Source organism: Edaphobacter aggregans DSM 19364, from assembly GCF_000745965.1.
GTDB lineage: Bacteria > Acidobacteriota > Terriglobia > Terriglobales > Acidobacteriaceae > Edaphobacter > Edaphobacter aggregans.
On the sequence record NZ_JQKI01000014.1, the window covers coordinates 20231 to 33646 of the forward strand.

At 63.3% G+C, this 13416-nt stretch carries 12 protein-coding genes; 5 read left to right on the forward strand and 7 right to left on the reverse strand.

Going from position 1 to position 13416, the window contains the following annotated elements; all coding sequences use genetic code 11:
- The first annotated feature begins 3 nt into the window (after nt 1-3).
- On the forward strand, nt 4-675 hold the full coding sequence (locus tag Q363_RS06630; RefSeq protein WP_035348993.1) for a YdeI/OmpD-associated family protein: 672 nt from the start codon (nt 4-6) through the stop codon (nt 673-675).
- Between the two features lie 74 nt (nt 676-749).
- The gene (locus Q363_RS35785; RefSeq protein ID WP_051978469.1) at nt 750-1451 is read left to right on the forward strand and encodes an alpha/beta hydrolase; all 702 of its coding nucleotides are present in this window, start codon (nt 750-752) and stop codon (nt 1449-1451) included.
- A 65-nt stretch (nt 1452-1516) separates the two neighbouring features.
- On the opposite strand, the gene Q363_RS06640 is transcribed toward Q363_RS35785, so the two are convergent.
- The 5 genes from Q363_RS06640 to Q363_RS35790 all read right to left on the reverse strand — a co-directional run bounded on the left by Q363_RS06640 (nt 1517) and on the right by Q363_RS35790 (nt 7902).
- Nucleotides 1517-3100: a trypsin-like peptidase domain-containing protein gene (locus Q363_RS06640; protein WP_245632066.1), complete on the reverse strand. Its 1584-nt coding sequence runs from the start codon at nt 3098-3100 to the stop codon at nt 1517-1519.
- Between the two features lie 27 nt (nt 3101-3127).
- A complete protein-coding gene (locus Q363_RS06645) occupies nt 3128-4438 on the reverse strand; it encodes a M56 family metallopeptidase (protein WP_035348859.1) in 1311 nt (436 codons plus the stop codon).
- A 2-nt stretch (nt 4439-4440) separates the two neighbouring features.
- A complete protein-coding gene (locus Q363_RS06650) occupies nt 4441-4842 on the reverse strand; it encodes a BlaI/MecI/CopY family transcriptional regulator (RefSeq protein WP_035348860.1) in 402 nt (133 codons plus the stop codon).
- 225 nt (nt 4843-5067) lie between these two features.
- Nucleotides 5068-7041: an ABC transporter ATP-binding protein gene (locus Q363_RS06655; RefSeq protein ID WP_035348862.1), complete on the reverse strand. Its 1974-nt coding sequence runs from the start codon at nt 7039-7041 to the stop codon at nt 5068-5070.
- A 69-nt stretch (nt 7042-7110) separates the two neighbouring features.
- The gene (locus tag Q363_RS35790) at nt 7111-7902 is read right to left on the reverse strand and encodes a DUF1223 domain-containing protein (RefSeq protein ID WP_169746943.1); all 792 of its coding nucleotides are present in this window, start codon (nt 7900-7902) and stop codon (nt 7111-7113) included.
- A 123-nt stretch (nt 7903-8025) separates the two neighbouring features.
- On the opposite strand from Q363_RS35790, the gene hemW reads away from it, so the two are divergent.
- Together hemW and Q363_RS06670 are read left to right on the forward strand one after the other, a co-directional pair.
- Nucleotides 8026-9246 (forward strand): radical SAM family heme chaperone HemW, encoded by a 1221-nt coding sequence (gene hemW / locus Q363_RS06665; protein WP_157466588.1) that lies wholly within the window; start codon nt 8026-8028, stop codon nt 9244-9246.
- Nucleotides 9247-9289: 43 nt separating this feature from the next.
- Nucleotides 9290-10324 (forward strand): threonine aldolase family protein, encoded by a 1035-nt coding sequence (locus Q363_RS06670; protein ID WP_035348866.1) that lies wholly within the window; start codon nt 9290-9292, stop codon nt 10322-10324.
- Here the strand turns inward: Q363_RS06670 and Q363_RS06675 are convergent.
- Both Q363_RS06675 and Q363_RS06680 read right to left on the reverse strand, forming a co-directional pair.
- Nucleotides 10321-12117 (reverse strand): ATP-binding protein, encoded by a 1797-nt coding sequence (locus Q363_RS06675; protein ID WP_035348867.1) that lies wholly within the window; start codon nt 12115-12117, stop codon nt 10321-10323. The genes Q363_RS06670 and Q363_RS06675 overlap by 4 nt on opposite strands.
- Nucleotides 12118-12144: 27 nt before the next feature.
- On the reverse strand, nt 12145-12519 hold the full coding sequence (locus Q363_RS06680) for a response regulator (protein ID WP_035348868.1): 375 nt from the start codon (nt 12517-12519) through the stop codon (nt 12145-12147).
- A gap of 177 nt (nt 12520-12696) precedes the next feature.
- Between Q363_RS06680 and Q363_RS06685 the strand changes: the two genes are divergently transcribed.
- Entirely contained in the window at nt 12697-13407 is a 711-nt protein-coding gene (locus Q363_RS06685) for a winged helix-turn-helix domain-containing protein (RefSeq protein ID WP_035348869.1), read from the forward strand.
- Nucleotides 13408-13416 lie beyond the last annotated feature (9 nt).

The window sequence follows — 13416 nt, forward strand, 5'->3', positions numbered from 1 at the left end:
TGCATGGCGAGTAGCGTGAAGCGGTTTCGCGCGGTACTGGAGCCTTTGAGCGGCGGGCTGGGGTGGGTGGTGGCGCGGGTTCCGTTCGATGTGGGCAAGACGTGGAAGAAGATGATACGGCTGCGAGTGAAGGTGGAGACGGGCGGCGAGGTCTTTCGCACGTCGCTGTTTACGTTTGCGGACCCGACGCAGGGCGGGCACTTTGTTCTGGTGAACAAGAAGATGCAGAAGGCTGCAGGAGTGAAGCTGGGAGGGATGATCGACCTGGCGGTGGAGCCGGATTTGGATGAGCGTCAGACGGAGGCGCCGGAGGAGTTGGAGAAGATCTTCAAGAAGGAGAAGGCGCTGAAGAAGTGGTATGGGAAGCTGAGCGATTCGATTCGGCGGGACATCGCGAGGTTGATTGAAGACGTGAAGAGTGCGGAGGTGAGGGAGCGGCGCGCGGAGCAGATGGCGGAGCGGATGCTGTTGGCGATGGAGGGGGAGAAGGTGCTGCCTCCGATCCTGGAGTTGGCTTTTCGGAGGCATCCTCGGGCGAAGGAGGGGTGGGAGAAGATGACTGAGGTTCAGCGGCGGGGGCATCTGCTGGGAGTGTTTTATTACCAGAGCCCGGAGGCGCGGGAGAAGAGGGCGGCGAAGGTGGTCGCGGATTGTCTAAAGGTGGCTGAGAAGTGAGGGAACGTTCTGTGTCGTTCCTGTTGGCAGCTGCAAGCCGCAGCCTGTTGCTTCGAGACAGATTCAGCGGACGGATGAAAGAGAGATTTGCCTCCTTTGCATTGGAGAAGGAGCGGATGGTCCTGTGGAGCGCGGGGCGAAGACTTTTGGCTGTCTATGTGTCAGCCGGAGAGGACGCGCCTGTGTTCCTTATCTGTCATGGAATCGGTGAGAGGGTTGAGTACTGGGGTGATGTTCAGGCTCTGTTGAGGGAGATGGGAGTCTCTTCACTTGTCTTTAACTACACCGGTTTCGGAGCAAGCAAAGGCAGGATAAGAATAGATCACTGTGAAGAGGATGCGATTGCCGCTTATAGAGAGCTGAGGCGGCGCGGAGCCGGGACGATATTTCTTCTGGGATATTCGATGGGCAGCGGCGTCGCCTCCGCAATTGCTTCACGCGTTGATCGTGATGGAGTGATTCTGTGCGAGGGTTTTTCTTCACTCCGTGCGGCAGCGAACGCGGCAGGATTGCCGAGATGGCTAGCCTCGCTAGCGAAAGACATATGGCCAACAACAAAGCATGTGGCTGGATTGAAAGTCCCGGTTCTGGTCGTTCATAGCGATGCGGATGAGCTGTTGCCGCTTTCGATGGCAGAGGAACTGGCGCTGGCGTGCGAGTCGAACGGAGAGAAGATTGTCGTGCAAGGACTGGCCCATAATGCGCCGATCTTTGCTGCTGCACCAACATACTGGCGGCCGATCGTGGATTGGTCGAAGAAACAGGTAGAAAACTGACGTCGTCCAAAAGTGACGAGTGTTGAAGAAGAAGGCCGCCGTGCGGGGTTTCGCGGCGGCCTTTGCTATTGCCTGGTACGAGTGCGTGTCAGCCCTGGTCCTGATGGAGAACGCGGTAGCTTGTGCCGCCTCGCGACCAGACGAGCAAGAAGGACGTCCTGTCCGGAAGGGATGGTGTGGACGGTGTCGACAGCCTGCTTCGCCGAGTCAACGTTCTTGCGGTTGACCTGCACGATGACGTCGCCGGGCTGGAGGCCAGCGTCTTCGGCAGGGCTGCCGGGACGGACACTTGCGATCGCCGCGCCCTTGATGTTGTCAGGCAGGTTGAGCTGCTGACGGATGTCGGGCGTGATGTCGGACATGGCGAGGCCGAGCTTGCCCTGCTGGGAAGGTGAGCCGTTGTCGTCGCTGTCGTTGCTGGCAACCTTGTCTTTGGCGTTGTACTCGCCGACGGTGAGGTCGAGAGTCTGCGGGTGGCCGTTGCGCAGAATGCCAAGCTGGACCCTGGTCCCGGGGGTGGTTCCGGCGATGGCGAGCTGGAGGTCGCTGCCGTTGATCATCTTCTTGCCGTTCAGCTGCTGGATGACGTCGCCGTTCTGAAGACCGGCGCGGGAGGCGGGCGAGTTGGGCGAGACCTGGGCGACGATGGCTCCGGTCGCCTCGGTGAGGTTGAAGAAGTGCGCGTTCTCGGGAGTGACGTCGTTCATGCTGATGCCGAGATAGCCGTGGTGGACGCCGCCGGTCTGGATGATCTGATCGGCAGTGGCCTTGGCGACCTGCGCGGGAATGGCGAAGCCAGCGCCGGCGAAGGAGCCGGAGTCGGAGATGATGAAGGTGTTGATTCCGACGAGCTCACCGTGCGAGTTGACGAGCGCTCCGCCGGAGTTGCCGGGGTTGATCGCGGCGTCGGTCTGGATGTAGCCGCCGAGCTTGCGGGCGTCGTCGGAGTAGGGGTTCTGGCGGTTGACGGCGCTGACGATGCCGCGGGTGACGGAGAACTGGAAGTAGCCGAAGGGGCTTCCGAAGGCGAGGACGGTCTGGCCGGGCTCGAGCTTCGTGGAGTCGCCCCAGGACATGGCGGGGAGATCGTGCGCATCGACCTTGATGACGGCGAGGTCGGTGAGCTTGTCGACGCCGACAACCTTGGCGTTCATGACGCGGCGGTCGTGCAGGGTGACTTTGATCTGTGTGGCTCCGTCGACGACGTGGTTGTTGGTGATGATGTAGCCGTCGGGGGAGATGATGACTCCGCTGCCGATGCCGTGCTGGAGCGGCTGCTGCTCAGGCGCCATGCGATGGCCGCCGCGGCCGTTACCGCCGAAGGGAATGCCGAAGAACTGCGCGAAGCCGGGCGGGAGGTCCTGCGGGTCGATACCTTGCATCTGGACATGCTGCTCTTCGCCGCGCGAGGTGACGGCGACGTTGACGATGGCGGGCGTAACGCGGGCCGCGAGGGCTTCCATGGCGCGGTCCATCGCGGTGAGGGCGGAGACGCTCTGGTCGTCGAGAGGCGCGGCGCTGACGGCAGAGGCATGGACGTTGTTGGAGTGGACCGCGAAGGCCGATGCGAGGACGGCGGCTGCGGCGATCCCGGCGGGAACTGCGAACTTCCGGGTCTTTGTTACTAATTGATTAGTTGTTGCGGGCATGTGTTGCTCCTTCTGGAAAAAATGTGGCTAGAGTTGGATGATGAGCCAGCCGTCTCCGAAGGGGACGGCGGCGTAGGAAGGCGAGATCTCGGTGGTGGTGACGTAGTAGGCCTGGACTGTGCTGTAACGACCTGCTGGTTTATGTTGCGGTGCGGCGGTGCGCAACAGCCCGGGTTGTTGTGGTTTTGCAAATCTGGTTGGGCGCGGCTTCTTTGTCGAAGGTGGTGTGATTAGCGATGTGGGTTTCGCCGTGGAGACAGTCGCCTTCAGCAGAGTTGCGTGAGGTTGTTCCGACGTGGGGTTATAGAGAACCGGGATAGCTTTGGGTGTGGCTTCGCGGTAGAAGGTATCGACGCCGCTTGCGACGGGAACAGTTGACGTGTTGGTGAAGCTGACCAGGTGCGGAGCGTGGGTGAGCTCGACTGCTCCGCCGAGAAGCATGACTGAGAGCGTTGCGACGGAGGCTCGTGCGTATGCGGGGGAGAGCCTGGCGATAGGTTTGAGCAGCGTGTGGACGCGGCGGGCGAGCTCGGACTGGCGGCTCCATGCGGAGACCGCGAGGCTGAGGCGGCGTGTGTGGAGGCGGCACTCGGCGAGCCTAGTAAGGCAGTGCGCGTAGTCGAAGGGCGCCGCGGTGCGGGCGATGACGCCGGCGTCGCAGGCGAGTTCGCGCTCAAGCGAGAGGCGGCGGTCTACGAGGAGGAGCGCCGGATTGAGAGGAAAGAGAGCGACGGCAATCTTCTGGGCGAGGTTGGTCCAGTCGTCGTGGCGACGAAGGTGCTCACACTCGTGGAGGACGATCTGGTGAAGCTCGGATTTTGTGAGCTTGGCAAAGAGGGATTCAGGGACCAGCAGGCGAGGCGTGAGGAAGCCGATGACGCAGGGCGAGTCGACGTCGGGAGACGTGCAGAGAACGACGGGGCGTCGCGTGCCGGTGAGGACTTCGGCGATGGATTCGGACTCGGTGACTGGCCTGGAACGATTCGCGATGCGACGCAGCTTCAGGGTTTGGAGAAAGAGCTGCGTGACTCGGGCGACGGTGAGGGCTGCCCAGAGCGCGGCGATTGCGATCGCGATTGTGGGCGAGAGATGGAGGATTGCCGACGACGGAGCTTCGGTAGAGGAGGCCGGCGTGCGGAGGTGCAGCAGCGGGATGGCGACGACGAGCGCGAAGGTGAGGAACCATATCGCGAACCGTACCGACGCTGAGATACGAGAGAGGAGAGCAAGGCAGATTGCTATGGCAGCTATGAAAGCAAGGCCCTGCCAGAGGCCGGCGACGAAGGTCTCGGCGGCGAGACGTGCGAGTTGGGGGAGGATGTTGACGATGTTCGTCATGACTACGACTCCTCCGTTTCGGCGGTGGCTTCGGCCTGGGCGATAGCTTCCTTGAGGCGCTGGAGCTCCTGGGGGGTGATGTCGCCGTCGCCGAGGAGCGAGAGCATCAGCTGCTCGCGGGAGTTGTCGAAGAAGCGGTGGAGGACGTGGCGGACCTCGGAGCGGCTGGCGTCGTGCTGGGCAACACAGGGGCTGTAGAGGAAGGCTCGGCCCTCCTGGCGATGCTGGACGTAGCCCTTCTGCTCGAGGATGCGGACGGTGGTCAGGACGGAGGTGTAGGCCAGGGGCGCGTCGGCGGGCAGGGCGGAGACGAGGTCGCTGACGAGCGATTCGCCACGGTCCCAGAGGATGCGCATGATGCGTAACTCAGCCTCTGTCAGGGTGTTGGAGCGTTTCGGCGGCATCCGTGTCCTTTGGTCCCCACACATGGGGACACCGGTAGGACGAACTACTAAGGAATTAGTTAGCGGGGGGGGGTGGATTGGGTTGAATGCGGCGGTGGAGAAGCAGATCCCTCCACTCCGGTCGGGATGACACCTTTAGGGATGATCGGCTTCAGTCGGGATGACACTTGTGAAGGAGGTAGTCGGGTCCGGTCGAGATAAGACTTTTTGCGATGAACGGATTGGTTAGTCGGCGCTGAGGGGTTCGAGGGAGGAGGGGGTCTCGGTGGTGGTGCCGAGTTCCTGGTCCTTGTACTGGAGCTGGTAGAGCTTCCAGTAGAGGCCTCGGTGGGCGAGGAGCTGCTGGTGGGTTCCGCGCTCGCGGAGCTGGCCCTTGTGCATGACAAGGATGGTGTCGGCGCGCTGGATGGTGGAGAGCCGATGCGCGATGAGGATGGAGGTGCGTCCGGTGATCATGCGGGAGAGGGCGAGACGGACGCGCAGCTCGGTGTCGGTGTCAACGGAGCTGGTGGCCTCGTCGAGGATGAGGATGCGGGGGGCGTGGGCGAGGGCGCGGGCGAAGCTGATGAGCTGCTTCTGGCCGGTGGAGAGGGTGGCTCCGCGCTCCCGGACGGGTTCTTTGAACTGCAGGGGCAGGGAACGAATGAAGTCGCCGACGTTGACCTCGTCGCAGGCGCGTTGCAACTGTTCGTCGGTGATCCAGGAGGAGCCGAGGCGGATGTTGTCGGCGACGGTGCCGGTGAAGAGGAAGGGGTCCTGGAGGACGACGCCGAAGCGGCGGCGGAGGGCGGTGAGGTCCTGCTTGCGGACGTCGACGCCATCGACGAGGATCTCGCCGCGCTGGATGTCGTAGAAGCGCATCATGAGGCCGGTAATGGTGGTCTTGCCGGCGCCGGTGTGGCCGACGATGGCGGCAGTCTCGTCGGGCTCGATGATGAAGGAGACGCCGCGGAGGATCCACTCGATGTCGGCGAAGGTCTCGAGTTCGGAGTCGGTGGCGCTGTGGATGCGGGCGAGCTGGTAATCGTCGAGATGCTGGTAGGTGAACCAGACGTTGCGGAACTCGACGCGTCCGGAGTCGTCTCCGGTGATGGAATGCGCGGGGGAGACGATCTCGGATCTGGTGTCGAGGAGCTTGAAGACGCGCTCGGCGGCGGCCATGGCAGCCTGGAGGATGTTGTACTTCTCGCTGAGGTCCTGGATGGGGCGGAAGAAGCGCTGGGCGTACTGAATGAAGGCGATGAGGATGCCGAGGGTGACGGTACCGTGGTGGACGCCGGAGCCTCCTCGCCAGATGACGAGGGCGATGGCGGTGGCGCTGAGTAGCTCGACGATGGGGTAGTAGAGGGCGTAGGCGAAGATGGCATCAGACCAGGCTTTTTTGTTCTCCGCGTTGACCTGGGAGAAGTCGTTGAAGGCGCGGCGCTCGCGGTTGAAGAGCTGCACGATGGACATGCCGGAGACGTACTCCTGGGTGAAGGAGTTGATGCGCGCGGTGGCGGAGCGCTGGCGTCGGTAGCTGTCGCGGACGTGCCTGCGGAAGATGCGCGTGACGTAGAGGATGGCCGGGATGACGGAGATGGTGAGCAGGGCGAGGGGCCAGCTCATGCGCAGCATGATGATGACGATGAAGGCGAGGACGAAGACGTCTTCAAAGATGGCGAGGACGCCGGAGGTGAACATCTCGTTGAGGGCGTCGACGTCGGAAGTGACGCGGGTGACGAGGCGGCCGACGGGGTTGCGGTCGAAGAAGGCGGGCGACATGCGCTGCAGGTGGCGGAAGATCTGGCTGCGCAGGTCGAACATGATCTTCTGGCCGGTCCACTGCATGAGGTAGGTCTGGACGAACTCGAGCGCGAAGGTGAGGAGCAGCGCGCCGAGATAGATGAGGCCGAGCTGGGTGATGCCCTTTATGGGCGCGGGGTCGAGGTGCCGCGCGAGCCAGGAGAGCTCATGCGGGGTGCCGGTCATGTAGGTGTCGACCGCGACCTTGACGAGGTAGGGCCCCATGACGTCGGTGGCGGCCTTGATGAGGATGGCAACGGCGGAGAGTGCGACCTGAAGGCGATAGGGCCGAAGGTAGGTGAGGAGGCGGCGCATCAGGCGGCCGTCGTATGCCTTGCCTAAGACCTCATCGTCCTGCGCGGGCTTTTTTGCAGGGTCTTTGGCGGCTTCGCTGAATGTCTTCTGATCGGCCATCTACAACTATTTTAGATGCTTGGCGGGTGGGGCGGATTCGAAACGGGATATTGGGGAACGAGAGAGGCATCACTCTTTCGGGGCAGTGTCGGTCTCGGCGGCTCCGCGGATTGCGCCCTGGTCGGGGAGCTGGGCGAAGACGACGAGGCGCATGTGGGCGGCGGACTCGTCAGTGGGAGCGGTGAGCTTGAAGGAGACGGGGCCTTTGCTGAGGTCCTGGATCTTTCCGACGCGCTGGAAGGAGCGGACGACGCTGACGAGATCGAGATGGCGGCCGCCGTTTTCGCCGGACTTGACCTCGGTGGAGGCGGTGGGGTCGACGAGGACGGCGTAGAGGTCGCCGCGCGGGAGATCGGAGCCGGTGGCGGCTGAGACCGAGCAGGAGATGTGCTTGCCATCGACTGCGGGCTGGGAGAGGGAGAGGGGGATCTTGGGTGACTGCGCGGCCTGGGTGATGGAGGCGATGGCCTTGGAGGGATCGCTGCCGAGGAACTGCGCCGTGCCGTCGACGACCATCTGCGGGGTGTAGGGATCGTCGAACTTCAGGCGCGGGGCGTAGAGGTTCTGGCGCTCGGCGAACAGGGAGGAGGAGAAGCGGTCGCGCCAGCCGGTGCGGTCCCAGTAGTCGACGTGCTCCTCGAGGACGATGATGCGGGCGTTGGCGACGGGCTGCTGCTTCTGGAGTGTGGCGAGGAGCTTGTCGGCGGGCGGGCAACTGGAGCAGCCCTCGGAGGTGAAGAGCTCGACGAGGACGGGAGTGCGGGGCTGAGTGGTTGAAGGTTTCGGAGCAGGGGATTGGGCGGGGAGGGTGAGAGGTAGGAGCAGAAGAAGCGGCGCGGAGCGAAGCAGCGTCTGGAGCACGGTGGTCCTTTCCGAATCGTTTGGCTTCGAACCGGATTCTACTGCCTGGTTGGATGGAGGCGGGAGGGCGGCGGTCACAAAGAAAGTGGTCCGCATGAAAGAATGAGAGCTGAGGCTTTGTTCGTGGATTCTCCGGTCGGGATTTATCTTTCGGTGCCGTTTTGCAAGGCGAAATGCAGCTTCTGCAACTTTGCGTCGGATGCGTTTGGCAGCGCGCGGATGGAGGCGTATGTTGAGCGGCTGTGTGGGGAGATTCGGGGTTCGAGGCCGGCGGCGAAGCATATGGGGGCGAGGCTGGAGCGTGCGGCAGACTCGATTTATTTTGGCGGAGGGACGCCGAGTCTTTTGTCTGCGGCGCAGTTTCGGACGATCTTTGCAGCGTTGCGTGAGCAGTTTGAGGTAGATGCGGATGCTGAGGTGACGCTGGAGTGCGCACCGGGACAGCTGGCTCCGGAGACGCTAGAGGAGCTGCTGCGGCAGGGCGTGAATCGCGTGAGCCTGGGGGTGCAGTCATTTGTGGATCGCGAGGCGCAGGCGGTGGGAAGGCTGCACACGGCGGCGATGTGCGAGGCGGAGATTGCGCGACTGCGCGCGGCGGGGATGCGGGAGATCGGGATCGATCTGATCGCTGGATTGCCGCATCAGGGCGAGGCAAGCTGGCGGGAGTCGGTGGAGCGCGCGGTTGCTAGTGGCGTGACGCATGTGAGCGTGTACATGCTGGAAGTGGACGAGGAGTCGCGGCTCGGAAGAGAGGTGCTCGCAGGAGGCGTGCGGTACGGCGCGCGCGAGGTGCCCTCGGAGGACGAGATGGCCGCTTGGTACGAGGCGGGCTGCGAGATGCTGGATACGGCGGGCGTGCGGCAGTACGAGATCTCGAACTTTGCGCGGGAGGGGCACGAGTCGCGGCACAACGTAAAGTACTGGCGGCGGCTGCCGTATATCGGCTTCGGGCTGGATGCGCACTCGATGCTGCCATTGCATGAGGGAGCTGTGCGGTTTCAGAATACGGACGATCTGGATGTTTACATGGGCGACGTGGCGAGTGCGGGGCCGCTGGGGACTTTGCAAAGGGTGACGGCGAAGCCGGAGGCTCAGTTCATCGGCAGGGAGGCGGCGTTTGAGGAGTCGCTGTTTCTGGGGCTGCGGTTGAACGAGGGTGTGAGGCTGGATGCGTTGCGTGAGTCGTTCGGCGGGGTTCTGGTGGCGAGTGTGATGCCGGGAGTGGAAGAGGCGCGGGAGGCGGGGCTGTTGGTGATTGATGGCGAGCGGGTCCGGCTGACGGCGAAGGGACGTATGGCGTCGAACGAGGTCTTCAGCCGGCTGCTGGTTCCGGCTTTGGCGTGAGAATTCAAAGTGGAATATTTCAGGACAGGAGTGAAGGAGAACGATGATCGATCTGCGCAGTGATACCGTAACGCGGCCTACGCCCGCGATGCGGCAGGCGATGGCCTTGGCCGAGGTGGGCGACGACGTGTATGGCGAAGACCCGACAGTGAACCAGCTGGAGAAGGAGGCGGCTGGTGTCTTCGGCAAAGAGGCTGCGATCCTGGTGCCGACGGGAACGATGGGCAACCAGATCGCAATCCGGCTGCACACCGAGCACGGGCAGGAGGTGATCTGCGAGGCGCGGTCGCATGTTCTGGATTGGGAGATGGCCATGATGGCGGCGTTCTCGGGCTGCCAGGCGCGTACGGTGGAGGGAGAGCGCGGGGTTCTGACGTGGGAGAAGATAAGGCGGGCGATCGGGCCGAAGATCTACTACCGACAGCCTACGGGGCTGGTGTGCGTGGAGAATACGCACAACATGGCCGGAGGGACGGTGACTCCGCTGGATCTGATGAAGGAGATAGGGCGCGGGGCGAAAGAGGCCGGGCTGCCGGTGCACCTGGACGGCGCGAGGGTCTTCAACGCGGCGACGACGCTTGGGGTCTGCGTTGCGGAGCTGACGGCAGGGTTCGACACGGTGATGTTCTGCCTGTCGAAGGGCTTGGGAGCGCCGGTGGGTTCAATGCTTGTCGGGAGCGCGAAAGCGATCGAGCGGGCGCGCGTGTTTCGCAAGGCTCTGGGCGGAGGAATGCGGCAGGCCGGTGTGCTGGCGGCGGCGGGGCTGATCGCTCTGAACGAGATGCCGAAGCGGCTGGCGGAGGATCATGCAAACGCGCGTCTGCTGGCTGAGGCGGTGGCGAAGGAGGCGAGCGCAGAGATCGATCTGGACTCCGTCGAAACGAATATCGTGATCTTCCGGCTGCGCGGCGAGGCGGATGCTGCGGCGTTCTGCGCGGCACTGAAGCAGAAGGGTGTGCTGGCGAGCGCGATCGGGCCGCATGCGGTGCGCTTTGTGACGCACTATGACGTGAGCAGGGCGGCGTGTGAGGAGGCGACTGGGGTTATTGCGACTGAGCTGCGTGCGCTGCGTGGCTAGTTCGGCACGGCGTTGACGACGGGCTTTTCGGCGAGAAAGACGCTGACGACGGTTCCGTGGGCCGATTCGCCGGTATCGCTGGCGAGGTCGATGGTTCCGCCGTGCTTGTGGATGATGCCACGGCTGACCCAGAGGCCGAGACCGGTTCCGTGCTCGCCCTTGGTGGTGAAGAAGGGCTGAAAGAGGTGGGGGCGCACCTCTTCGGAGATGCCGGCGCCGTTGTCGGCGATGATGACGAGTGCACCGGGAGGCATCTTCTGCCCTGCGCTGCTGATTCCGGCAGCCAGCGTGGAGGCGCTGACGCGGACCTCGCCGCCGGGGCTGGCTGCCTCTGCGGCGTTGGTAATGAGGTTGGTGAAGACCTGGCGGAGCTCGGCGGGAAAGGCATCGACGGGGACGGGGCTGGGCAGGTCTGTGTGGACGGTGATGCCGAGCTCGAGGAAGCGATGTTCCATGAGGAGGAGAATATCTTCGAGGATCTCCTTGAGGTCGACCTGGACGGGCGCGCGGGACTCGCGGTAGAGGCCCAGCATGGCGCGGCTGATCTGGGTGACGCGCGCCAGCTCGCGTTCGGCCATGTCGATGAACTGCTTTGACTCGTCTTCGGAGACGCCGTTGCGCATGAGGTAGAGGAGGTTGGAGACGGAGTCGAGGGGGTTGTGGATCTCGTGTGCGATGGTGGCGGCGAGGCGGCCGGCGACGGCGAGCTTCTCGTTGGCGAGCAGAGCCTCCTGGGTGCGGCGCTCGATGGTGATGTCGCGGAAGACGAGGACGATGCCGACGGTGGCGCCGGTCTGATCGCGGATGGGTGCACCGCTGTCGGCGACGATGATGCGGGTGTGGTCCTTGCGGACGAGGGCGGTGTGGTTGGCGAGACCGACGACGGCGTTGAGACGCTTGACCTTGGCGACGGGAGTCTCGACCGGCTCGCCGGTGCGCTCGTTGACGATATGGAAGACCTCTTCGAGCGGAAGGCCGACGGCCTCGGCCTGCGACCAGCCGGTGAGCTCGCAGGCGATGGGATTCATCATCTGAATGCAGCCCCCGGGGTCGCAGGTGATGACGCCGTCGCCGATGGAGGCGAGGGTGGTTCGGAGCTTCTGCTCGGACTGGAATATCTCCTCGGCTCGGCGGCCGAGGACCTCGAGCGACGTCCTGTAGGCGGCGGAGACGGCATGGAGGCGGTTGCGCATGAACAGCCCGAGGAGGACTCCCATGCCGAGAGCGATGGCAAGGAGGGCCTCGAGCATGTTGCGGAGCTGACGGCGCCAATGCACGATGCGCACGGCACGGCGGGCCTCAGCGTGCTGGGTGATGGCATCGAGGTCCTGACGGACCTGTTCCATGAGGCTATTGCCGTACAGGTTGAGGTTGACGTCGTTGGTCTGTCCGCCGGCACGGACGGTGGCGATTATGGGCAGGGCGAAGGCGTCGTGCCATGTCTGGTATTCGTTGCGAAGCTCCTCGACGGTGCGCTTCTGCACGACGTCGCCGCTGGAGAGAGCGGCGAGGTTGTCGAACTCACTCTGCAGGCGGTTCTCCGCGGCGGCAAAAGGTCCAAGGAAGCGCTCGTCACCTGTAGTCTCGTAGCCCCGGAGCCCGGATTCCTGGTCGGCGATGAGGTTTCCCACCTGCGCGGCCTGGGCGATGCGGCTGTCGGTCTCCTGGATCAGGTGGACGGTCTCGTTGGCGTTGCGTATCTGCCAGTAGAGGGCTCCGGCAGTGATCAGCAGGGCAATGACCGGTAGCAGGAAGGCCTGCCGCAGAATTTGATTGAACTGGGTAAGGTTCACGGCCCTCTCGTCGTTCGCCCGGCGGTACTAAGGCGCGCTCACTGGTTGTAGCAGACTTTCGAGCTTCTGCAGAAGCACGGGGGCACCCTCTCCCTTGGTCATATAGAGATCGACCAGCGAGGTGACCTCAGGGGGCAGGCCGATGTAGGCGGAGAGCAGAAGGATTGGGATGCGGGGCTTGATCAGGCGCATGCGGCCGGCGACCTCGCCGCCGTGCATGCCGGGCATGGAGTAGTCGAGGACGACGGCGTCGACTGGCTCCTTTTCAAAGAGAGTCAGGCCGGAGGCGCCATCCAATGCCGTCAGAACGTGATATCCGGCGCGCTCGAGCAGGATCTTCCGGACCCTGAGTCCGACGAGTTCGTCGTCCACGCAAAGAATAAGGTGGGAGTTCTGTGCCATACGGTTCGAGTCCGATCAGAACAAATCCGGGGTTGTGGCAGGTTGCCCTGCCAGTATACGTAGAGAAGATGTCGTGGGCCAGCTATCAACGATTCATCAAACGTTTGCAAAGTATGGACATCGATGTTCTAAGCTGATAGACGGAAACGTCCCGCATTTGTATTGAGGTCGAGCAACTTGAATCAGACGATTTTTGTGTTGGAAGATGATGCCGACATCTCCCGGCTGGTGCAATACCACCTGGAAAGCGCAGGATTCACGGTTCGTCCGTACCTGACGGTGGGTCAGATACTTCAGGACGCCGAGCGGCAACCGCCGGCGCTGTTTCTGCTGGATATCATGGTGCCCGGTGGGGATGGGCTGGACCTGTGCCGCAGGCTCAGGCAGAATCCAACTCTAAGCGTTGTACCGATCATCTTTCTGACCGCGCGGGCGGCCGAGAACGATCGCGTTCATGGCCTTGAACTTGGAGCCGATGACTATATCACCAAGCCATTTGGCACGCGGGAGCTGGTGGCGCGGGTAAAGGCGGTGCTGCGTCGGTTCGAGCGCCCGACGGCCCCTTCGGTGGTGAAGTTCGAGAACATCGAGATCGACGCCGGCGCAATGCAGTTGCGGGTGAACGGCGATCTGGTGACGACGACGGCGACCGAGTTCCGCCTGCTGGATTACCTGGCGCGGCATCCTGGGCGGGTCTTCAGCCGCGACCACCTTCTGGATGCGGTCTGGGGCGACGCACGGTTCGTGACGCCGCGTTCGGTAGACGTGTATGTGCGGAGGATCCGCGAAAAGATTGAGATCGACGCCGAGACGCCGCGTTACCTTAAGACTATGCGCGGGGCCGGCTACCGGTTCGAGATTCCGAAGACGGCACAGGTCCCGGCATAGGGGTAGCTA